This is a genomic window from Pseudomonadota bacterium, from assembly GCA_039193195.1.
GTDB lineage: Bacteria > Pseudomonadota > Gammaproteobacteria > Steroidobacterales > JBCBZW01 > JBCBZW01.
Genome location: JBCCWS010000009.1, coordinates 128,358 through 151,733, shown reverse-complemented (window position 1 = coordinate 151,733; position 23,376 = coordinate 128,358). Strand labels below are relative to the sequence as shown.

The window sequence follows — 23,376 nt, the reverse complement described above, 5'->3', positions numbered from 1 at the left end:
CGCGGCCGCGAGGCGCCGTCGACCCTGGGAAAGCTCCGCACAAGTCCGCCCGCCATCCCCGCGCACCAGCAACGCGCCTTCAACTCACGCCGCCGGCGACCGGACCTATGCAGAACTTCCCTAGTCTCCCGTGAGCACCTTGGCGTCGTACACGCGCGTGCCGAGATCGATCAAATCGACCGCATCCTCGTACACGTCCAGTACCACCATCGGCCCCCAGAAGAACGTGCCATCGCCGGCTTGCTCCCGTAGGCGCAGATTGAGCGTCACGACGCCGCCGCGGGCGGCGAAGGTGAAAATCTCCTCCACCGACAGGGTGCCGTCACCCGGGATGATGTTTGCGAAGAACGGCATCTCGATGCGGCCAAGCAGCTCAGGCGTGGACGGGTCGGCATCGCCAGCCTCACCCGGGCGTCGACCGTACCCGATGAACCAGAGTTCAATGCTCACGAAGTCGTAGGCGAGGACGTAGATCCCGTCGTCTGCCAGTGCGACCTGCGGCTCGCGGAACGCCGCTTGATCGGTCAATGCAGAAGCTGGCGTCTCAGCGAGCGCGGCGAGGCGCTCGCCTGTTTGCGTGTCGATCTCCCAAGCGGTGATGCGCTCGCGGTTTGGGCTCTCGTCGGTTGGGTACTCGATCCCAACCAGCGCGCCGTCGAGGAAAGAGACGCCGTCGCCGCACACGTTGGCGTGCGCAAGACGTTCGCCTTGGGCGACGAAGCCCTGTGCGGCAAAGTCGCGCACGACGAAGAAGTCTTCGTCGATCGCGTAGAAGAAATCCTCCCCTACCACCGCAAGGCAGCGTTCCGCGAGGAAGGCGAGTTCCGTCTCTGAAATCAGGTTGCCGCTCGTCGAATCGATCTCTTGGAGGAACAGCGATGTACCGCCGCCGAAGTAGAGCTGATGTAGCCGTGAACCTTGGGCAAAGAGGGTGAGCGGTATGATCGTCGTGCCGGAGGCCTGGCGGGTGAACAGCGGGCGCGCGGTGCCGGCGGTGTAGTCCAGGGCGAAGATGTCGTCGCGGCGCGACCCCACCACTTCCTGTAGAAAGGGGTTGAACTCGCCGGCGTTGTTGCCGGTCACGAAGAGCAGGCTGACGTCTCGCTTGACCTGCAGCGCGCTCGTATCAAGCGCCAACCTGCCGGCGCGCTCGCCGACGATTTGTAAGGGCGCGGCTACCGCCAAGCCGGACACTGCGCTCGGTTCGCTATTGCCCGATGCGCCGCTGCCTGGGTTTGTTTCGGACGGCGCGTTCCCCGCGTCGCCTCCTCCGCAAGCGCTCAAGCCGAGCGCGCTGAGCAGGGCGAGCGTTGTGACGGCGGCGAGCTGCTGCATGTTGGTACGGTTTTGCATAGGTCCACTCCCTAAGAGACTGATGGATGCGCACGCCAACGCGAGCGCCATCGCAGAGTGAACTGGCTCGAGTGCGATCTACTTGAGGTTGCTTTGAGGTTTCCCTTAGGTCTGGCCCTAAGGAAAAAAACCTTCTTTTCAGTTAGCTAAAGTGCTTGCGTGCGTGGACCGGGGCTTTGTCGGGGCTCGTCCTGCGCCATCACCCAGCGCAACGCGGTGAGCGTGCTCCCGCCCTCGTATGCTGCCAGGCATGGCGTGACCGAGTCTTGGAAGCCGCGGACGACTACCGCCGATGTTGCGTTTGCCGCGGCCGGGCTAAAACGCTCAAAGCGCACCTCGACCTTGGACTGAATCGCACGGCGAACGGCAGCGAAGCGCACCGTTCTACGCAGGCTGTCGACGCGACCGCCCAGGGGAAGGTCTCATCGTGCCCGCGCGCGGCTAAAATAATTCATCCAAGTTAAGCCACCAGTCGGCGCCTTTGTTGTTCTTGTTGTATTCGATGCCTTCGTCCACCTTGCGCTCGAGGACTCCGGGGAGTCGCTCTAAGCCATCTATCGTTTTGTTCAGTAGCTCTGCGCAGAATGCGCTGATCTTGTCGGTGGCGGACGGTCCCGTCGCGGAGATGCCACCGGTCGTGCTGCCGACGTCCACCATCGCTTTGGCGGATTGCCGAACGCCATACATCGTGTCGCTTGTCGTAGCGTTGACATGATCCAGGATACGGTTGTCACGCGGTCGTGCCACGATGTCGTTCATCGCTTGGTCGCGATCCTGCGCTTGCTTCTTGGCGTACCTGAAGGCAGCCGCGGGTTTAGTGAATATCTCGAGTTGCTTGTCGAGGCCGGTTAGCGGATTGGGCAGGGAAAACCCAGGCGTCGACGTTAGCGGCCCCCTTGCCGGCGTGTCTTCCATTCCCATAGGGTCGATCAAGTTGATGGGGTCGTTGTCGACGTAGGCGTACAGATTGGTCTTGCTGCCGACGAACCCGGATGGATCGGCGGTCATCCAACGTCCGGTGGAGGCGTCGTAGTCGCGGTAGTTGAAGTAAGTCAAGCCCGTGTCCTGATCGTACAGACCACCCGCGAAGCCGAAGGGTTGGAAGCCGGGGTTGCTGTCGAACTCGATGTCACCCCACACACCGTAGTCGATGCGCTGCACGACGGTCCCGTCCGATGAGTCGACTACTAAGCGTACACTGCCGCGCTGGTCCGAGATCACCTTGTAGGTAGATTGGCCGTCGTCGATGTACGCCGGGGCCGTGTACTTCTCTGCGTAGACGTATCGCTGCAGTACGTTGTTACTGCCATCCAGTCGCGCCCCCAGGCTCAAGCGACCGCTGTATAGCCAGGCTTCCTGCGTGACGCCGTTGACTTGCTTGGCGACGCGGCGACCTATTCCATCCTGTAGGTAACGGATCGAGGACCCCTCTGGCAGAGTGACGTGGGTGAGATTGCTCTCGGTGTCGTAGCCGTACTGCGTGATATCCGGGCCCTCGGTGCGTGTCATCAGCTCGCCGGCGCCGCTGTGGGAGAACGTCGCGGAGCCGAGCGCGAGCACGCGGTCTCTGGCGTCGTAGGTGGCAGCCCCGTCTAGACGATTTCCGTTGGCGTCGTAGGTGAACACGGCGACTAGCGATCCGTCGACGGTTTCGGATAGCAGTCGATCCGCCGCGTCGTAGGCGAGATCGACGGTGCGCGTCGACCCTTCGATGGTTTCGACGCGCCGTATGACGCGCCCAAGGAGATCTCGCGTGAGCACGGCGTCGTAGAGTACCTCCGCGCCTGCTGTCACCGTATGCCGCGTCATCTCCGCGAACTGATTGTATCCGTAGGTCTCTTGCACGATGCCAAGGCTCGACCCGGTCAACAGGCCCGTCGTGGCATCGTAGGTGAGCTGTAGGTCGCCGGCCTGGACGACATCGTTGGCGGCGTTGTGCTGGAAGTTGTAGGTGACGCCCGCCACGGCCACCGAGGAGATAGCGCCCTCGACATCGTAGGTGTACCCGATCTGACCGACCAAAGCGCCATCGAACGCAACGCCTGCGAGCAAGTAGCCGTCGTAGGCGTACGTCATGGAGATGCCGCTCGGGGACGACAGCGTGCTCAGCAGGCCGGTCTGCTCGTCGTAGCCAAGCGCGTAGGACTCCGGCATCCGCACCGTGCTGAGCCGCCCCGCCGTGTCGTATTCGAACACCGTGGTCAGATCGTCGGGACGGCGCACCTCGGTCAGCTGGCGTGCGGCGTTGTAGGCGTAGGTGATGTCTCTCGGCGTGCCTGCGCCGACGTCGGGCAAGCGTTCATTGCTAAGCAGGCCGGCGCTGGTATAGGCGAACTCGTAGGTGTGCTCGGCGGGCGTGGTCAGGCTGCTTAGTTGGCCGACTTCATTGTGCGTCATGGTCGCGGAGGTGCCATCCGAGAAGGTCGTTTGCACCACGCGCCCCATTACATCGTACGCGTATGATCGAGAGCGGCCCTCGGGGAAGTTGAGTGAGGTGAGGTAACCTGCGGGCGAGTAGGTCCGTGTGACGGAGCGCGTCTCGCCGCCGGTGCCGAAGTGCTGGGCCGCAATGTTCATATCGGCGGTGTACTCGACCACCATCTCCAGTCCGAAGTCATGCCGATGGAAGGTTGGAAGGCCGGCGCCGTTGTACTCGCTCACGGAGTCCAGGCCGGACATGGCTATTGCCCGAATACGATTGCCTCGACGATCCAGCTCGATGGTGGCCGTGTCGTTGCGCGGATTGGTCTGTTGGATGACGCGGGCGAAGGTCTCATCCAGCACGTACGTGCTCGTGCCTCCGAGCGTCCGATCCGTCTGCGACGTCAGGTTGTCATCACCGTCGTAGGTGCTGTCGAAGGTCGCGCCGCTTGGGAACGCCACGGTCAGCGGATTGCCGCGGGCGTCGCGTCGAAAGGCCGTGTTGAGCCCAGCGCTATCGGTGACTTCCAGCGCTTCGCCAAAGGCTCCAGTCACGATCGCCGCCGGTCGTCCCTCCGGATCAACGAAACCATTGATCGCCTCTTCTAGGCTTGTCGTCGGTGCATCTTGTGCGCCCGCCAATGCACAGGCCAGGAGGGCGGCAGCGGTGCCGGTGGCCTTCGGTTTGGTTGTCCTCATGAGATGCTTCACGGACGTTCTCCTAGCGATGGTGTCGATGCGGCTGCTAGCCGCCGGCGTGATGTCATTGTTCACTGTCGACCTCGATCAGTCCGACACTCTGGGCCGCCTCCAGGGTCCGCACGGAGCCATCCGATTGGGTGCTTTGCAGGAAGTGGCCCGCGGCGTTGAACTCATACCGATTGGTGAATCCGCGCTGATCGGTCTGGCTGGTCATCAAGTGGCGCTCATCGTAGGTGAATTCACGGGTAGTTCCGTCGGGAAACATGACCTGGAGGAGGTTGCCGTCACCGTCGTAGGCAAACGATGTGAGACGGCCGACGGGGTCTGTGATCGCCTGGAGTGTGGCGTTCTCGTAGGACAAGGTGGTGATCCTGCCTACCGGATCGGTAATGGACACCACGCGGTCGTTCGCGTCGTAGGCGTAGGTGGTCGTGTTTGCGTTGCGATCGGCGCGGGTTTGAAGAAGGCCGGACTGATCGAAGGTGTGCAGATCCCCGGCGCGCGTGCGGCGCGTATAGCTGCCATCCTCGAGCACGGTCAGGACGGAGGAGTCACCGGCGGGGGACACCAGCTGGCCGGGTTCCGTGGCGATCTCGCTGGTCAGCCAAACCACCGCGTTCTTTAGAATTGAATCAACGATTGGATCGAGCGGCGCTGCGTTCTGCCCAGGTATCGTTGCCATCACGGTCAAAGCGGATGCGCCTGACACAGCGTTTCGATGGGTGAAGATCGCCTGGTCGTTGAGTATTTCGGGTTGAAAGTTAGGGTTGCCCTGCGGGTCGAAGTACTCCTCGACCAAGATGGTCTCGCCAAGGTTCGCTTGTTGATCGATGCCCGGGGAGAAGTCCGTGTCGCTGCCGAGGCCACCGGCAAACGGTGCGGACGGGTCGGGGGAGACCGTGCCGAAGGGTCCGTTGAAGATCGGATGCCCAGGATCGGCCAGGCGCCAGAAACCTCGGGATCCGAAGCCGCCTCCGCGCGGCTCCTCGGCAGTGTTGCGCCGAACGCCAGTGAGGCGCTCGTAGCGCAACAGATCCGCCTCGACGAGCTGGCTCGTCACGGGGCCGAGGCTGGCGCCCGCGAACAGCAACGGCACCCCTTGGTCGTGGGCGGCGTCGAGGATGTCGAGCAGATTGCGCTTGATGTCGTCGTCGAGCCCTCCGAATCCGAACACACCCACCCCATTGGTCTCCGTTATCAGGATGAGCGACGAGTCGGCGATGTCATCCATCGAGAGCGGCGTATCGACCGTGTTCAGGGTCGTACCCGTGTGCCTGAACTGATGGGCGGCACCGATCTGATCTAATAGGTTCTGAAGCGTATCCACTTCGGGGCGATCGTCGGCGGTTGCGACCACCGTGACGATGGACCCGGAACCGTTTGCCTCGCGAAACCTGTTGGGAAAACCGCTGCCGTCCACAAGCACCACACCGCCCGAGGCAGCCGGGTAGATCCTGTCGTGGTCACGCAGGCGCCAGCCGGCGCCGAACTCGGACTGCGTGTCGTTGACGATCATGTAGTCGTCTAGGATTCGCCCGCTAACGGTGGTCGCGTCGTAGTGGCTCGATACGCGGGCCTGCCCGACGTAGGACCCCGTGGGCAGCGCCGTGGCATCTAGGGGCAGGGCAATGCGAAACGCTTGGTCGATGCCGGGCTCCAAGGTCGAGGCATCGAGGAAGATCTCGTATTCCTGATCGATGCCGTCGATGATCCCCTGGTATGAGATTTGGTTCGGCACCGGTGTGGCCGCATCGATGATGGGAGCGACGACCATGACTTCGTTCGGGAATGCGCGGTCCGAGGAGTAGATCAGCTCTACCTGCCGATGGCGCGACTGGGAGAAGTGGGCGGGCAAGCTGATGTGCGCACGGAAGCGGCCGTTGCTAACTTCCACGTGGGACCCGGCGTACCGCGCGCACTTGTCGCAGCAGACATCGCTCTGACAGTCACCGTCGTTATCGTCAGGCGTGTCACCCTCGCTGACCGCGGGCGGCAAGGGGGCGTGCCAGTCGGCAGCGCGGACACCGCCCGACAGGGTCTCGATGGTGGAGGCATCACCCACCACCATGCCCTCACCGACGATGGCGAACACGCCGAGGTCCGGGTCAAGAGACCAAAAGTCGATGGCGCTTCCGGCAGGCCAGTTGTCGCGGTCATTGCGAATCGACAGCGTCGCCGGGATGTCGAAGGTCACGCCGACGGGCTGAATGGTGAACAGCAGGCCAGGCTCCAGGTCTTCCGGCAGCGCTGCGGGCGCCAACCCATCGGGCACCTCAGAGATCGAGAGTTGGCCCGAGAACAGATTGCCCTCCTGATCCCTGGCGGACCCGGCGAACACGGTCAAGCTGACGCCGATCTCAGCGTTGGTGACCACCGTGTCTACCGCGGGATTGACCGTCGTTAGGCTGTCCCCGTTGACTCTGGGAAGGTAGAACGGGCGGTCGATCTGGTTGGCACCATCGACCAGCACGATGCGTTCACGAAAGCCCGCATAGGAGGCGCCGTTCGGGCCGGCCATCGCGGCGGAAGTGTCAAAATCGATCACCTTTTCCCCGGCGACGAGATCTTCGATCAGAAACTCGCCGTCGCCGTCCGTCTCGACCACCGTGCCTTCGCCTAGGAAACTCACTCGCACCCCTGCGATCGGGACGACTGAGCCATCAGCCGTGAAGGCATTCGTGTCGAGCACGGTGCCGGCGATGAATGTCCCCGCCGGGGAGGGTGGCGGCGGTGGAGGATCTGGTGGGGCCGTACCGGTATCGTCACCGCCTCCCGCGTTGCCCCCGCCGCCGCCACCACCGCAGGCGGCCAGCGCTAATGAGCAAATCATGATGACAGCGTTAAGGGTTCTACGTGCGCTCACCGGTCCTTACCTCCAACTAGGCGTGGCCGTAGGCCATGGGCGATTTACTTAGGGTTAGGTTCGCCAACCACTAGGGCCTGTATCTGGTTAGGCGCAGCCCTAGTGAAAAGAGGGTCACGCTTTGATTCGGGTCAGACGAAGTGACGGAGGGGTAGGAGCTGGAGAGGGTAGAGGGCTCGTCAGGGGGTACTAGGACGCGGGCCACTGATTACTTGGGTATCGAGAGCCAGCTGTATTTGAGACAGAGAACGTGGATGTTCAACTCAAGGGGATGCGAAGGCGTCCATCGACAGCATGCTGCACGCCCTGGTGTAGGCTGTCCCCCGTCGCTGCGCGTGCGCGTCACGCGCGGCAATTTGGTGTCGAGGGTGCACAGTGCCCCCGGAAGGCGTCCGTGGTGGCAGGAAGACACGGTGATCCTGGACGCTGGTTTTCGAAGGACGTGGAGAGCAGTCTGGAAGACAGAGAGGTCCGACCGCTACGGGCGGCAAACCCAAAGTTCGAAGCGCGCCGATTCTGCGGGTAGCGCCCCGTGATGGCGGTGTGGGTTGCGATGCGCCAGCCTGCCAATCCGCAAGTATGGGAAGGGGCACTCCCGAGGCAAGGTGTTGAACCAGGACGCTAGCTAGACCATTGTGTGGCGGAGTGTCAGCCACGTCGTGGCTATTGGATACGACGAAGCGTTACTGTGACGCCGCCGCCGTAAGGGGGCAGAGTGACCGCATTTATCGTCTCGCCACTACCCCGCGAGAATCGATGGAGTGTCCGACTTCGGCGCGGACCCTTCCACGTGGCGAGAAACGTATCATCGGCGAGCGGCGTTAGATCCCAAATAGCTCCTGGGCCAAGCGAAGCTACTAGCGCCCCTTCATCGGCCATCACCACGTTGAGAGTGCCTGCGAAACCGTCCTCGTAGCGGCCGATGTAGGATTCGAGCTTTTCCATCGGCGCGCCGTCCGTCCGGATTTCAGCGAGCCGAAGATCGAACTCGCGCTGATACTCGGCGTAACTCTCGACAGTGTCTCGCAAGCGCTTCTTCGCAGCGTCAATCGCGTCATCATCGCGCCCGAGGTATTTGGAAAAAATGTGATCGACAAGGGCGCTGCCGGCACCGCCGATATAGAGCGAGCCGGTCGTACCGACATAGGTGCCGATGCCAAGCCCGGGACAAACCAGTAGATCCGCTTCCGCGCCTAACGATCCCCCCGTATGGCCGAAGCAATCTTGTCCGTGGACATCGTAGAGTAGAAACGGTCCGGCGGACGCCGTGCGCCACCGCAGGCGCTCTGATGTGCCACCGGCGGGGCGCTCAGAGAACTCGATCACGGGTTTGATCAGATTGAAAAAAGCGGCTTTCGAGACAAACACATCACCTTCATGCACGCCCTCATTGAGCAGCATCTGCGCAAGCTTCGCCATGTCATGCGCTGAAGAGTAGGCACTTTGCGCAGGGTCGATTGGGGATGACTGGAACGGCAGCACGTTCGGACCACGCTCACGCTCATCGCGCACGAGTCTCTCAGTGCCATCGGGCCACACCGCCTGAGGCGGCGCTATGTTGCGCGCCCCTGCTACGGCATCCATACCAACCTGTGTACCCTCCGTGCCCCAGCCGTCGCCTGTTGGCACGATCGAGCCCGGCTTCGCAAACTCGTGGGCCTGCATGTAGGTGTTCTCCAGGTCCATAGGCTCAAGAACCCATGTCTTGACTGCCGCGCCCCACGACATCCCCGATGCTTCCTCAATGACTTTGGCGAGGAGGTTGGTCTCAGTGTCACTGTAATAGAACGCGCCGAAGGCCTTGGCCTGCGGTTGATTGGCGATGCGAGCTATCACCTCGTCAAGCGTGACGCCCGGTACGTTTTCCAGCCAGAAGTCGGCAGACTCCACACCAATGCTGTGCGCCAGCAAATGGCGCACTGTCGCTCTTTCAACAACGCTCTTGTCGGCAACGGAGAAGTTCGGAATCCACTTTGTAACGCGGTCGTCAAAACTCAATCTACCGGCATCGGCCAATCGAGCAATCGCAAGGCCCAGATAGACTTTGGTGACAGAATAAATCGGGAAGCTGGTATGGGCATCTACACCCACATCACGGTTCCATTGGCGCAGCCCGAACCCCCCAGCTTCGACGCTATCTCGTCTCGCTATTCCAACTGAAACGCCGGGAGCGTTGTACAAATCCCGGATATCGTCGACCACTTGCTCGAGCGACGACACGCGGGCTTGCGCATTTGACCGTACGTGATCGCCAACTTCTGGTGCGCCCTTGGAGTCACACGACAAAAGTGTCAGCGCACTGAGGGCGATCCAGCTACGTAGTGCGAGACGCATCGAGGCTCTCCGTGTAGCTGCATGGAATGCAGCTTACGTCAATATCGATCGTAGGATCACACATCGGTCATTTCCGATCATTGCGCGTTGGCCGCTCATTCCCAGCGCCCAATCGCATTCAGCCCCCGGCTGCGTGCTACTTCCAGGTCCTTCCGGGGGGGGGGTACACGGCGACCCGCTGCCGGGCGTGGCGACCGTCACGCGTTTTGGCTGCTAAAAGAGCGCCCTAGACCACAACGCTCATTCGCTTGCTCACGTGGATTGGGTGAAGGTCGGGGATCGGCCGAGCTCCGGTCCCACTGGGAAATGCTCGGCCGAGACCTCTTTCGAGCGCCGGAATCATCGCGAGTGACACGATTTTTAGTCGGAATCCGCATTAGGGGGTGAGGTCGAGAGCAGCCGTGGCGTGCACAACCCACCGTAGCGTCTCGAGCACGCAATTCGAGTTGGTGTGACGTGTACACAGCTCGCTGGCAAAACAGCGAAAGAGGGACCCATGCAAATCATCGATGCACCACCCGGCGGGATCGGCGCCGAGCTCGTGAACGTAGACGTTCGGCAACTTGATGGTCAAAGCGAGGAGATAGGGCAGATCCGCGATGCGATCTATCGCAACAAGCTTCTTGCCATTCGCAAGCAAGAGCTAACCACACAGGAGTACCTGGAGTTCACCAGGAAAGTGGGAACACCGCAGGTCTACTTTCAGCCCCAGTACCACCATCCCGAGCACCCCGAGATTTTCGTATCCACGAACATGCTTGAGAAGGGCAAGAAGGTGGGCGTATCGGGCACCGGACGGTACTGGCATACGGATTGTCAGTTCGAGACCAGTCCCCTGCCGTTCACCTCGATCCGTCCGCTGGTGTTCCCACGGGAGCAGCGGGGCACCTATTACATGGATATGGTCAAGATCTATCAAGAACTCCCTGATGATCTACGAACCTTCCTAGACGCTGCCGTGGCGATTCACGAGGGAAAAATGCGCTACAAGATACAAGCGTCCGACATCGACCTCTCGCTCGCGGAGATCCTCGATCGCGTGCATCACGAGGTGCCTCCGGTTCGCCACCCTGCGGTCATCCGCCATCCCGTTACCCAGGAACGCATGCTCTACATGAGCAGCGGCTTTACCACGAAGATCGAAGGCCTCTCGCATGAGGAAAACGAGGCTCTGATGAGCCGGGTCTTCTCCTTCTGCGAGCAGGAGCGCTTCGTTCACCTGCACGCTTGGGAGAAGGACGATCTGATTATCTGGGACAACAGGAGTCTCAACCACAAGTCGACTGGTGCCCCTCCCGGCACACAAAGCAAGAGCTACCGAATCGGCATCTACGACCACGAACCGTTCTACGAGGGAATTGCATCATGATGAGCCAAGCCGTCCGCTGCGAAGAGGCAATGCACCTGGGTACCTCAGCCATCGAAGGTGCCTTCATCGACCGTGTACTGGAGCCCTATCGCGATCATTGTCGCTACCTGCAAGGGGCCTATGTGGTCAAAACTGCGAACGCAGACGCTGGTAACGCATTCGCTTGTGAGGGCGCCTTCTCGATTCCTAAGTCGTGCTACATCGACGACACGGGCCACTTCAACGCGGTCGAGTTCAACATCTGCTACAACCAGCTTGCCTACGTGTTCCTCGCCCGGGGCATAGAGCTTGGGTTCATTCCAGAGCTTGGCCACTTCACGCTCGATTCGTTCCATGAGAAGAAGCTCTCCAACTTCCTGATCATGGATATTCGGTCTCGCTACTCCGCCCCGATAGATGCGTCGATGTTTCAGGGACGTGTCGAAATCGTCAGCGCACGTAGCAGCCGCAAGTGCGTCATCCTCAAGATGGCGTGCACCTTCCGGGATGCTGGCGCGGGTCGTGCCAAGGGCGAGGTCACCCTCGGCATACTCCATCCTTAGGCGCTGACACCGACGCTCACTCACGGAAACCGCTCATGTTGAATACGGCACGTGCCATGGATCAGCTGACCGAGATGTCGCTGACCGTTCGGGAGATCCTGGTGGACTTTGTCATGCTGGACGAGGCCAGTGAGATCTCCGATAGGGACGCCTTTGCTGATCTAGGGATTAGCTCCGTGCAGGCGATGGAGGTGCGCGTAGCGTTGGAGCAGCGGTTGGGACGCCCCGTGCCAAATACGGCGCTCTTCGAATGCCCGACGGTGGGTGACCTAGCGAGCTTTCTTGTTGATCGACCGCGTGCGGGCCAGCAACAGGCTCAGGAAGCGGCATCCCAAGCGTCAGTTCAGGAGCCGCTGGATCAGGAAACCGATTCTCGAGTTGCAATTTTAGCCGAGGCAACTCGCTTTGCAGAAAGCGACGCCAGCGAGACGCTATGGCAACGTGCCCTGGATGGCGCAACGCTTCAGGCTCGCAGTTTCAGCCCTCACACCACGCTAGGCTATGGAAAGGTCAAGCTGCCCTCGTCGGATGAAAGCGCAATCCAACAACTAGGGTTGAGGGTAGTCGGTGCCGAGGCACTGCTGAAGTGCAAGCCGGTCTTCGCTGCGCTCGACATCGTGGCGCAAGCACTCCAACGCTATCGCATCGCGAAGGATCTCCTGACCTCACACCGGGTTGGGGTCTTTGCCGCGGCGGAAACGGGGGCGGCTGGACGGAGCGTCGTCAACCTGCCGCTGGCCAACGCGGTATCTTATCTGCTCGATTTGAAGGGCCCGAGCGAAACGGTGAGCGCCCTGTGCGCCAGCTCTTTTGTCGCGGTCCATCGCGCGGTGCGCAGCCTGCGCGAAGGCGAGTGCGAGCTGGCGATTGTGCTGGGCACGAGCTTTGTTGACGACGGCCAGTTTTATGCAGCGGCTGCTAGGGGCGACTACGCCGAGCTATTGGATCCCACGAACGTGGTCCGCAGCTTCAGCAATGACGCGGAGGGCTTCGTGCGCGCCGAGGGCGTGGGGGCGCTAGTACTCGCATCCCCGCGGCTTACCGAGTGCGCCGAGCTGGCGCCCCTGGCCTGGGTGCTTGGCACGGCAGCGGCGCACGGGGGCCGCTCGTATTCGCTGGAGGCACCCAACGCGAGGGCAATTCGTGCGACGGTTGAGGCCTGCCTCGACGACGCGCGTGTGTGCAGCGATCAGCTCGACTGTATCGAGGCGCACGGAATAGGCAATCCGCTTGCAGACACGATCGAGCTCTCGGCCCTGGACGCGGCGCTGTCGGCGCGGAGCGCAAAAACCGGGAAAACGTGGTCGATCGGCAGCGTGAAACCGAATGTGGGCCACCCCGAAATTGCCTCTGGCTTCGCCGCGCTGGTCAAGGCCATTCACGCTTTGCGCGCCGGCATCATTCCGGGCCTCGCAGGCTACGCTCCCCAGACCTCTCAACTCAACGACTTCCCCCACCTGGCGGCTGCCGCGACCCCAAGCCCTTGGCAGCGCGATGGCGACGAACCTCGAATGGTGGGACTGAATAGCTACGCGATTGGCGGCATGACCACACATCTCGTGCTGTCGGAAGCAGCGCAGGGCCCTGCGGCAACAGTAAGTATGCCCCTTGCGTCCGGGTCACCTTCAGAGGAAGTGGCCACCGAGGAGCCATTTCACTACCTGCAGTACCTCACGGAATCTACGCTGGCCACGGTGAACGACATCGCCCAGGAAGCGCTCGGCCGGCCCCTCGAAGCGCTCGATCCAGATAAATCACCGATCGACTACGGTTTCGACTCGATTGCCGTGGTCCGCTTCTGTCAAGGCGTCAACGATAAGCTCGGCCTTGAGCTGAAGCTAGGTGAACTGCTGGGGCTTAGCTCGTTCCAGGAGCTTGCCGAATTCCTGGGCGGGCGGCTGCAGAGCGCTCTCCCGATGCGATCTACGTTGGACCCCACCCGCTTCGACCAGGACGAGGACTCGCTCGTGCTGCTGCCCCTCTCGGAAATCCAGAAGGGACTCTGGCTGGTGCAGGAGACGCAGCCCGCAAACACGAGTTTCAACGTGCCAATTTTCCAGCGTGCGGATCGCGGCCTAGAGATTGGTTTACTTTGCGCGGCGCTGGCCGTGTGTCTGCAGTCCTTCCCTGCCTTGCGTATGCGCTTCATCCAGGACGACGACATGCGCGCAGTGGCCCAGGCGGTTCGCCGGGACATCACCCCTTACCTCGATATCGAGCAGTCTAGCTTCACGACGAAGGACGAGATGCTTGCGCAGGCCTGGGAACGGCTACGCACTCCCCTCGACCTGGCGCACGACCCCCTCCTTCGCACGTTTCTCTTCACCCAGGAATCCGCACCCACGGCCTATCTGCTGTTCGTCGTGCACCACATCGTGATCGACGGTTTCTCCGCGGTGCAATTCCTCAAGACGTTTTGGAACACCTACGAGCGACTGTCGCGCGGTACGCCCGCCCAGGAGATACCGATCCGACGGGAGCTGGGGTTTGCCCGCTACCTTGAGTGGGAGGAGTCGTACATTGGTAGCGACAAGGCCGATGCGGACCTCGAGTGGTGGAAGGCGCAGCTCCACGGCAGCATCCTCGACGTGCGCCTCCCTTGCGATCGAGAGAAGGGCAGCGATACCGTCCTAGACGCATCCCGCGTGGGCGTCGGCAGTCGATCGTTCTTTCTACACGGCGAGGAAGTGGAAGGCCTGCGCAGGCTGGCGAAGGCCAATCGCAACTTCCTGTCCGTCGTGCTTCTCGCGGCCTTCGGTGTCCTTGTACGAGCGCTGACCCGACTGGATGAGATCCCCGTCGTCACGCCGTTGGGGGGGCGCCCCGATCGCTCCTTCGCCAGTTCGGTGGGGTGCTTCATCAATCTGGTCGTCACCCGCCTTCGCGTGGAGCCGGACGCCTCGTTTACGGCGCTGTTGAAGGAGGTGAAGTCGGCCTTCACGGGGGCGGTAAAGCACGGGCAGTACCCCTTCCCGCTAGTTGGCGCCAAGCTCGGACTGGGCTTGATGAAGACCACCAACAAGTCACTGCCCCTCGGATTCACCTACCAGAACATCTTCGATGAGCTGCCACGGGAGGCTTATGCAGCGCTGGCGATCGAGCCCACCTATGAGATGTACCAGGAGTCCGATGACCAGTACGCACTGGAGGTGGTCGACGAGCGACACCGAATAGAGGTCAAGCTGAAGTATCAGCGGGCGCTTTTCGATGATGAGACCATCGAACGGCACCTTCGCTATTTGGGCGCCATTCTTCGCCAAGTGCAGGCGGAGCCAGATACGCTGGTGCGCGATCTCTCGTTCCTCGCCGCGGACGAGCGGAGGTTCCTGCTGGGACGCCACGGCCCTTCGCGAGCCGGCGACTGGGTCGACCGGACCGTGTTGGACCGCTTCCATGAGCAGGCTGAACGTGCTGGCGAGGCGGTGGCTATCGTCGATGGAGATCGCCAGCTGAGTTACCGTCAGTTGCAAGCTCACATACGCGGCGCAGCGCAGCGTATCGCGTCGCACGGCGCCGACGCGGGGCAGCTCGTCATCGTTGCCATGCCCCGATCGCTCGAGGCGGTGATCTACATGTTGGGTGTTCTCGAGGCGGGGTGTGCCTTCCTGCCGATCGACCCGGCGCTCGGTGCGGAACGAATTAGGTCAATCGCCGAGCAGAGCCAGGCCGCCCTAGCGCTTACGCTAGCGTCCAATCCGACGCTGGATGCGGTGCTGCCCACCTGCGTTGTGGCCTTGCCAGAGAGAGCGCCCGCAGCCGACCAGGCCAGCGGTCGGCGCCGCGCAAACGACACGGCGTACATCATGTACACCTCCGGGAGTACGGGCCAGCCGAAGGGGGTGGCGATCGACCAGGTGGCCCTGACCAACCTCTCACTACATATTGCCCAACAGTATGAAGTGACGTCCGAGGACCGAGTGATGCTCTCGGCGCCTTTGTACTTCGACATGTCGATCGAGGAGATCTTTCCGTATCTCATCTCCGGTGCGGGCATTGTGGTGCGCCCAGACACTGAGCTCAGGCCGGATCGGCTGGCAGCACTCATCACCACGCAGCGAATCAGCGTGCTCAACATCACGCCGTCCTTTTACGGCTTGATCGAGACGCTCGATGACGCCCAGCAGTCGAAACTGTTCGAGAGCGTTCGTATCGTCGCCTTTGGAGGTGAAGCGCTGCCCGCCGCAACGCGAAGCCATGCGCAACGCTTCCCGGTTCGGATCTTCAACGCCTATGGACCGACCGAGTACACGGTGAACGCCTCGATCACAGAGCTGGTCGAGGGGCAGCCGTTGTCGATCGGTGAGCCACTTAGCCATACGCAGCTACTGGTGCTCGATGAGGCGCTCGCACTGGTCCCCATTGGCGTTTGGGGCGAGCTGCACATCACCGGCCTCGGCCTGGCGCAGGGATACCTCGGGCAAAGTGAATTGACGGAGCGCAGCTTCGTCGCTAACCCCTACGGCGAAGGGCGTCTGTACAAAACTGGAGATCGCGTCAGATGGTTGGCGGACGGGCGACTCGAGTACGGCGGGCGACGGGATCACCAGATCAAGATCCGTGGCCATCGCATCGAGCTCGGGGAAGTCGAGACCACCCTCGCCCAGATGCCAGGCGTTAGCGCGGCGGCAGCGATCTACGACCCAGATCGTGGAGGTGCGATAACTGCATTCTGCGCCGCCGCGCAACCGCTGGCCGAATCCGCACTGCGCGGCTTTGCTGCCGATAGGCTTCCTGCTTACATGCAGCCGGGAAGCTATCGGACTGTTTCGTCTCTGCCGATGACCACGCAAGGAAAGGTGGATAGAAACGCACTGCTGGTTCAGAGCCGAGTGCGTACTGGGCGGTCCTTCACCGCCCCGCGTACGCCTATCGAGGAGATCATTTGCGAGATTTGGCGTCAGGCCCTGTCGGCGTCGAGAGTGGGCATCGACGATGACTTCTTCAGCCTTGGCGGACATTCACTGCTGGCGGTGCAGGTCCTCTCCCAGTTGCGAACAGAGCTTGGCGTCGAAGTGCCCTTGGGCACGTTCTTCGAGCTCTCATCGGTGCGACGGATTGCCGATTATCTGCACGAGACGGAGTCGAGCCAGCGGAAGAAGCGCCAGGGACTAAACGTTCTGCGCTCGCCCTGCACAACGCTGATCGTTCCCGGTCTGCCTGGCCTGAGCGGTGGCTACTACGGCCTCGCAAGCATGCTAAGAGACGGTAGCGAAGTGCTGGGCCTCACCATGGCTGGACACGATGACACGCCAGCTTTGAGGTCGATTCGTGCGATGGCAGAACACAACCTTCAGCGTCTGACGCAGGTCAAGGATCGCGGCAAAATCAACATCTACGCCCACAGCTTTGGTGCGACGGTCGCGCTCGAGATGCTGCATCAGCTGCGAGAGATGCCGTTCGAAATCGGCCACGTGACCTTTATCGATGCACGCCTGCATGAACCGCTCGAACACCTGTCCGCACCGGTCGTGACCAACTTCATCGATCTCCTGGTTCGAATGCAGCCTGGTCGGCAGGGCGCATCGCCGAGGTTGCGGGCGCAAGTTGATGCGATGGTGGCAGGCGATCCGGCTGGGGACTCTTGGCCCGAACGACTCATCCAGTTCCTGCGCGCCGAACGCGTGGTGGTGGATCGCGCGTTCTTTCGTCGGGCGTGGGCGGTGGTGACCGCCGCCGCCACAGCGCAGTTCGTTTCCCCTTCCACTGCGCTGCCCATGGATCTACGACTGATCATTGCGGAGCAGAGCCGAGCCTCGCTGTCTCCTGCGCCTTGGCAAGCACTCTTCGACAGTGTGCGCGTGGATTACGCACCCGGTGACCACTTCTCCGTAGCGCAATCACCCCACTGCTCAACATGGATCAACGGATGAACACTGTCAATTTGGCAAAGGCAACATGCGCAATGGAGGCAATCCACCTGGCGTCTGACACGCTCCCTGATCTGCTAAGCCGCGCGGTTGAGCGTGACCCCAACCGTACGTGCCTTACCTGCGGTGACGACAGCGTGGCCTTTGGCGACTTGGAGTCGCGCGCTGTTGCCACCGCTCGCGCCATGCGCCATGAGGGGCTGGAGCGTGGCGCCCGGGTGGCCGTCATCTCCCGCGACTGCATCGCCTGCCATGAGGTATTTTGGGCCTGCACGCTAGCCCAGACGGTTCTCGTTGGCATCAACTGGCGCCTGAAGCCCGCAGAGATGGTCGCCATTCTGCAGCATTGTAATGCACAGCTTCTGATCATCGAGGCCGCGCTGTTGCCTGCGTTTGAGGACCTGCGGTCCACGTGCCCGTCACTTCGGCGAGTGGTGGTGCTGGGCGGTGCGGACAGTCTGTCGCACACCGAGTACGCGATGTGGCGCGACAGTGCACCGGCCACCCAAGCGCTAGGCGAACCGTCTCGCACCGACGTGGTTGTGCAGCTGTACACCAGCGGCACCACCGGCCCAGCCAAGGGAGTAGAGCTAGCGCACACCACCTTTGTGGACCTGCTTCAGGGCATGCGTGCGCTTGGCGATGAATGGATGGGGCTAAATCAACACGATCGTTTGCTGCATGCGCTTCCGTTCTTTCACATCGGTGGTTTGTGGTGGGTTGTGCAGGGCACGCTGGCAGGTGCTGCCGGCGCGCTGATGCCGAGCTTCGATGCCGCGCACGCAGTCGAGATTCTGACAGAGCAGCGGATTACGAAAGCTGCGCTCGTACCGGCAATGATCCAGCTTGTGCTCGCACAGCCCGGATGTCGCCCGGGGCGCTTTGCTCTCGAGGCGCTGCTGTACGGCGCATCGCCCATCCCAAACCGCCTGCTGCAACAGGCGATGAGCGTGTTCGGCTGCGACTTCTATCAGATCTACGGCATGACGGAGACTGGCAACATGGCTGTCTGCCTGCGACCAAGTGATCACTCAGCTCACGGCGGTGCTTACCTGGAATCTGCTGGGCGTGCCCTGCCTGGAGTGCAACTGAAGGTCGTTTCGACGTCCGGCGAGTCACTACCGGCAGGTGAGGTTGGCGAGATCTGCATCAAGTCCCCCTCGCGTATGGTGGGGTATTTCAACAACCCGGTTGCCACTAGCAAGATCATGCAGGATGGCTGGATTTACACCGGTGATGTGGGTTGCATCGACGCGGACGGGTACGTCTTCATCAAGGATCGGCTCAAGGACATGATCATCTACGCGGGAGAAAAAGTGTTTCCCGCGGAAGTTGAGGCCGTGCTTCAGAGTCATCCCGGCGTAAAGGAGGCCGCCGTGGTTGGCCGGCAACACCCGATCTGGGGAGAGATCGTCGTGGCCTTCGTCGTCGCCGATGGTAGCAAGCCGAAGAAGCGAGGATTGCTCGATTACCTAACCGATAGGTTGGCAGACTTTAAGCTACCGCGCGTCATTGAGTTTATTCCCGAGTTGCCCCGCAACGCGTCCGGAAAAGTGCTCAAACGCGAGCTGGTCTGATCAGACGGGGTATGTTCCGTGTCGTGAGTGGGGCGCCAGGGGGCCGCCAAGACTTGAGTCGGCAGCATTCCATCACTCGCCGAGCCGCCCCGTTGCGTTCACTGCCAGCTCAGAGGGCTTCGGGGGGCGCCAGCCGCTCTCGATGTCCTCTTGCATCTTCGGGAACCCGGCTCGTACGCCCGCGCCTGACACACAGGTCTCGTCGAGATTGGACTCCTCGTAAGCGCTGCCCACGCTCAGGGGGCCGGTGTTCGAGCTTACGCGCAAGCTGCGTGAGCAGAACAAGACCGTGCGCTGCGCTCTACCCGGTGGCGCTGTCGACGGCATCGGTCTCGTCATGGTGCGTGCAACCTCGATCAGCCCAGCCGCGTAGCGGACCGGAGCTGGGCAATGCACGTGATTTACGGTTGTCGGCAGCGAGCGGTCCTTCTGACCCCACTTGAAGAATCCTGGCTAGCCGCGTGTAAGTCCGAACACGCCTGCGCCAACTAGAGCGCCGCACACGGTCAGCAGGACCCAGCCGAAATGCCGACCCCGTGTCGCCCAGAAGTTACCGATAGCTCTGCTTAGGTAAATGACCATCACGACAATGCCTAGCGGGCGCACGTGCTCCTTGGGTGCGGCCAAGGCAAGCCACATCATCAGTAGCCCTGCCAGCGCCCAATACAAGGAGGAGAGGTGGAACACCGCCAGCAAGACACGCTTTCCAACGGCCGATAGCCCACTCACCTGTCTCAGGATTAGGCGTTGGCCAAGCACGGCGTGTACAACCGCGACCACGGACCCCAAGGCACCTCCACTAAACAACCAGAACGCGCTCATGGCAGCCGCTCCATACAGTGATGTACGGTAAGAGCGTAACGTCGCAGCCTTGATCGGTCAATACAGTGCTGTATGGTGAGACGCCATGGAGTCAAGATTGAGCCGGGACGACTGGATCGCGCATGGCTCGCGCGTGCTCGCCCAGAACGGCGTCGCCGCCCTCAAGGCCGAACCCCTGGCGCGCCAGCTGGGCGTGTCCCGCGGCAGTTTCTATTGGCACTTCCAAGACATCCAGGCCTTTCACCGAGCAGTGCTGGAGCACTGGCGTGCCCGCAGCACCCTGCAAGTCATTCGGCGCATTGAGGCCCGGCGCGCGGATCGACTGGCCACCCTGATGGGCGAGGCCTTCGAAGCCTCTTGGGAGCTCGAGCGTGCGGTCCGTGCATGGGCATCGCAGGCCACTTGGGTCGCCGAGGAGGTGGCGCAGGTGGACGAGGTGCGCCTGACGTTCTTAGAGCAGTTGCTACTGAGCGAGGGGCTGAGCGCCAGCACGGCCCGCGCGCGGGCTCTGCTGCTCTACTGGGCGGCGCTTGGCCAGATGCTGACGCCAGGGATGCGACTCAAGCGCGGTGCTGTGAGCAAGCTGGCGCAGATGCTTCTGCACCGCTAACGGGGTGAATCGGGCAAGCCCGGGTTGCGGTAGCGACGGGATGTAGCATTGGGGCGTGCTGTGCGCCTTGAGCTCGGGCGGGGTCGCGCCACGCCTCGAGGGGCCGGCGCGAGGCTACGCGGCGGCTCGTGGCAAGCGGCGCCTACGCGCCGATCTACCACGTGCTGAAGCAGCCCAGCCGCATGGTCCGAGGGATCGAGCCCCGCAGACGACCACGGTGCTCGCCGATGGCATAGGGGAAGACGCGCTGCAGCTACAGCATCGGCGCGACTGGTTACAACACCCAGTCCGGCGCCCTACTTGCCGATGCCAGCGCCGCTTCGGACGTCACCGCCTTGCTCACCGACGAGATCTCCGGTGAGCTCGCGCCCTTCGCCTTGCGGGCGGAATTGATAGGTGGCGATACCCTCAACCTCACCGTGTCCGACGGGTTCGGTGCAGGTGAGTTCGATGCCCCCATCTCCTGGGAGTTTCTGGGCCTCGATTGGAACGGGGGGCCGGGAGGCATCACCGGGGTGCAGCGCATCGGAGGCAACGGTGGCATGGCCGACGCTAGCGTCACGGACAGCTCCGTGAGCATCACCACGCCGATGGAGTTCCGCGCCGGTGCGCCTTACACATACAGCTTCCGCATCAATCCTGCGCAGGTGGAGGAGCCGACCACCCTGGCGCTTTGGGGATCGACCCTCGCCCCTTTTCGGACGCATGCGCTTGCGCTCCTCAGTGCGTCGCTGACAATGCCTTAGCGCTCGCCGTCCCCGAACGGGAGCACCACCACCAGCCGCGCACCAACCTGCCAGTCAGGGTCATAGGCCAGCGTTCCGCTATGCGCTTCGGCCACCAGCCGCGCCAGGTAAAGGCCCAGGCCGGTGCCACCGGTGTCGCGGGCCCGGGAGGCATCGCTGCGGAAGAACGGCTCACCCAGCGCGTCGGCTTGCCGGGCGTCCAGACCCGGGCCATGGTCGGCCACAGCAATCAGCAGCCTATTCCCTTGCGTCGACACACCGATCTCAACCGACCCCTGCTCCCTGTTACCGTAGCGCAGGGCGTTGCCAACCAGATTCTTGAGCATCAGCGTCAGGCGAATGCGATCGGCTTGGAGCGTCACGTCACGCTCGATGACTGCCCGGATGTGCTCCCGATCCCGGCTGAAGTAGTCCGCCAGCATGGCCTCGATCAGCTCGCTGATGCTCACCTCGGACCGGACCAACGCCCGGTGGCGGTCGTTGAGCCTCTCCGCCTCCAGCAGCGCATCGATGATGGTCTCCATTTCGACCGCATCTTGCTTCATGCCCTCAGACTGATCGTTGGGTTCGGCCAGTTCCAGGGCCAGCTTGATGCGGGATAGGGGCGTTCGCAGTTCGTGGCTGATGCCGAGGAGCAGCTGGCGTTTGGCGTCCAGCATTCGCTGCACCTGGTTCGCCATGGCGTTGATCTCACCGGCGAGATCGCCGAGCTGGTCCTCCCGGACATCGGTAATGCGATGCTGCAGCTGCCCGGCACCCATGAGGGCTGCGCCTTCGCGAATGGTATCCAACGGTTTGAACAGCCAGCGCACCGCCAGGTAAGCCAGCAGCACCAAGGCCAGGCCGATAGCGATGATCAAGGGGGTAAGCCTACGCTGATCAATAGGCTGGCTCAGCGCCGGTGTGGCGACGACGATTGCGAAGGGCCCGTTGTCCATGCGTAGGTAGCCGCGGCCGTCCAGGACGGCGAAGGTCACGTCCTCCAGATCCCGCAGCCAGGTCTGCACATCTTCGCCGAACGCATCGCTGGAGCCGAACTCGAGCTGCTCCAGGGCGGGGAATTGCGGATGCGACGCCCAGTCGAGCGCCGGCCCGACCAACCGGATGTCCACGGGCACCTTCTTCGTCAGCGCCTCGGCGTTCTCGATCGCAGGGGGAAAGCCGACGTCCTGGCGCACGTAGTTCACGTGCAGAGACAGGTGGCCGCTGACCAGCTCGCGCAGCTGATCGGTGGCGTAGACCCAGCGCACGGCAAGCTGCGCGCCGTAGACGAACAGTGCGCCCAGCAGCAGAAAGACAATCAGCAGTCGCAGGGAGAGGGAGCGGGTCAGCCGACCTTTCATTCGCCGGCCGCTTGGCCGGTGAACACGTAGCCGTAACCCCAGGCCGTCTGGATCAGCCGGCCTGGCTTCTCCGTGTCGTCGAGCTTGTGCCGCAGGCGGCTGATCATGATGTCCACGGAGCGGGTGAGGATGTTGGCGTCGATGCCCTTGAGCTTGTTCAGGATTTCATCGCGGGACATCTTTTGGCCCGGGTGGCTGGCCAGGAGCAGCAGGAGTTCGTACTCCATGGAGGTGAGGTGCACCTCCTCGCCGGCCGCCCGCACGGCGCGCTGGGCAGGATCGATTTCTAGCCCCTCGAACCGCAGCGTCCCGTCGGCGGCCGCGGCACTGGGTTGTCCGGCACTGGAGCGGCGCAGGATCGTATTGATACGCGCCACCAGTTCGCGCGGTTCGAAGGGCTTGGTGATGTAGTCGTCGGCGCCCAGCTCCAGCCCGGAGACGCGATCGATGACGTCATCTCGGGCGGTCAACATGATGATAGGCAGCTGCCCCCGGCGTCGGATTTCGCGGCAGATTTCAAAGCCGTCCTTGCCGGGGAGCATAACGTCGAGCAGCACGAGATCTGGTTTCTCGCTGTCGATCAGGGGCAAACCGGTCTCGGCATCGACGGCGCATACGAGCTCGATACCGAATCGCTCGAAATAGCTTTTCAGCAGCGCCGAGTGGCGCTCGTCGTCGTCGATGATCAGTACCCGGTTCACGACCTCACCTTAGCGGCATTTGCCGGTAAAAAACCCTGAATTGGCGGCTCCAGCGTAGTTTTTTGGGGCCGTAGAAACATTCAGAAACAACTGGAAAAGGAACTGAGACCTCTCGCTGGGACCAGC

The 23,376-nt window shown here is 62.2% G+C and carries 14 protein-coding genes; 6 read left to right on the top strand and 8 right to left on the bottom strand.

Annotated features, from left to right (window positions below; all coding sequences use genetic code 11):
* Positions 1-120: 120 nt before the first annotated feature.
* From AAGA68_10685 to AAGA68_10670, 4 genes are all read right to left on the bottom strand, one after another.
* Positions 121-1,353: a hypothetical protein gene (locus tag AAGA68_10685; protein MEM9385518.1), complete on the bottom strand. Its 1,233-nt coding sequence runs from the start codon at positions 1,351-1,353 to the stop codon at positions 121-123.
* A gap of 441 nt (positions 1,354-1,794) precedes the next feature.
* Entirely contained in the window at positions 1,795-4,473 is a 2,679-nt protein-coding gene (locus AAGA68_10680) for an RHS repeat-associated core domain-containing protein (GenBank protein ID MEM9385517.1), read from the bottom strand.
* A gap of 64 nt (positions 4,474-4,537) precedes the next feature.
* The gene (locus AAGA68_10675; protein ID MEM9385516.1) at positions 4,538-7,339 is read right to left on the bottom strand and encodes a hypothetical protein; all 2,802 of its coding nucleotides are present in this window, start codon (positions 7,337-7,339) and stop codon (positions 4,538-4,540) included.
* 663 nt (positions 7,340-8,002) lie between these two features.
* Positions 8,003-9,673 (bottom strand): serine hydrolase domain-containing protein, encoded by a 1,671-nt coding sequence (locus AAGA68_10670; protein MEM9385515.1) that lies wholly within the window; start codon positions 9,671-9,673, stop codon positions 8,003-8,005.
* 496 nt (positions 9,674-10,169) lie between these two features.
* On the opposite strand from AAGA68_10670, the gene AAGA68_10665 reads away from it, so the two are divergent.
* The 4 genes from AAGA68_10665 to AAGA68_10650 are packed head-to-tail and all read left to right on the top strand — an operon-like array spanning position 10,170 to position 19,028.
* Positions 10,170-11,042, top strand: a complete 873-nt coding sequence (locus AAGA68_10665; protein ID MEM9385514.1) for a TauD/TfdA family dioxygenase — start codon at positions 10,170-10,172, stop codon at positions 11,040-11,042.
* Positions 11,039-11,584, top strand: coding sequence for an FcoT family thioesterase (locus AAGA68_10660; protein MEM9385513.1), 546 nt, complete (start codon positions 11,039-11,041; stop codon positions 11,582-11,584). Before AAGA68_10665 ends, AAGA68_10660 begins: the two co-directional genes overlap by 4 nt.
* Before the next feature lie 35 nt (positions 11,585-11,619).
* Complete coding sequence (locus tag AAGA68_10655) at positions 11,620-17,454, top strand: amino acid adenylation domain-containing protein (protein MEM9385512.1); 5,835 nt, start codon at positions 11,620-11,622, stop codon at positions 17,452-17,454.
* Positions 17,451-19,028 carry a long-chain-fatty-acid--CoA ligase gene (locus AAGA68_10650; protein MEM9385511.1) on the top strand — a complete coding sequence of 526 codons (1,578 nt, stop codon included), beginning with the start codon at positions 17,451-17,453 and terminating at the stop codon, positions 19,026-19,028. Before AAGA68_10655 ends, AAGA68_10650 begins: the two co-directional genes overlap by 4 nt.
* Positions 19,029-19,100: 72 nt before the next feature.
* On the opposite strand, the gene AAGA68_10645 is transcribed toward AAGA68_10650, so the two are convergent.
* The gene (locus AAGA68_10645) at positions 19,101-19,367 is read right to left on the bottom strand and encodes a hypothetical protein (protein MEM9385510.1); all 267 of its coding nucleotides are present in this window, start codon (positions 19,365-19,367) and stop codon (positions 19,101-19,103) included.
* A gap of 114 nt (positions 19,368-19,481) precedes the next feature.
* On the bottom strand, positions 19,482-19,850 hold the full coding sequence (locus AAGA68_10640; GenBank protein ID MEM9385509.1) for a hypothetical protein: 369 nt from the start codon (positions 19,848-19,850) through the stop codon (positions 19,482-19,484).
* A gap of 97 nt (positions 19,851-19,947) precedes the next feature.
* On the opposite strand from AAGA68_10640, the gene AAGA68_10635 reads away from it, so the two are divergent.
* Together AAGA68_10635 and AAGA68_10630 are read left to right on the top strand one after the other, a co-directional pair.
* Positions 19,948-20,460, top strand: a complete 513-nt coding sequence (locus tag AAGA68_10635; GenBank protein MEM9385508.1) for a helix-turn-helix domain-containing protein — start codon at positions 19,948-19,950, stop codon at positions 20,458-20,460.
* A 335-nt stretch (positions 20,461-20,795) separates the two neighbouring features.
* Positions 20,796-21,206 (top strand): hypothetical protein, encoded by a 411-nt coding sequence (locus AAGA68_10630; protein MEM9385507.1) that lies wholly within the window; start codon positions 20,796-20,798, stop codon positions 21,204-21,206.
* On the opposite strand, the gene AAGA68_10625 is transcribed toward AAGA68_10630, so the two are convergent.
* Together AAGA68_10625 and AAGA68_10620 are read right to left on the bottom strand one after the other, a co-directional pair.
* Positions 21,203-22,549 (bottom strand): HAMP domain-containing sensor histidine kinase, encoded by a 1,347-nt coding sequence (locus AAGA68_10625; GenBank protein ID MEM9385506.1) that lies wholly within the window; start codon positions 22,547-22,549, stop codon positions 21,203-21,205. The genes AAGA68_10630 and AAGA68_10625 overlap by 4 nt on opposite strands.
* A complete protein-coding gene (locus tag AAGA68_10620) occupies positions 22,546-23,250 on the bottom strand; it encodes a response regulator transcription factor (GenBank protein MEM9385505.1) in 705 nt (234 codons plus the stop codon). Before AAGA68_10620 ends, AAGA68_10625 begins: the two co-directional genes overlap by 4 nt.
* Between the last annotated feature and the right edge of the window lie 126 nt (positions 23,251-23,376).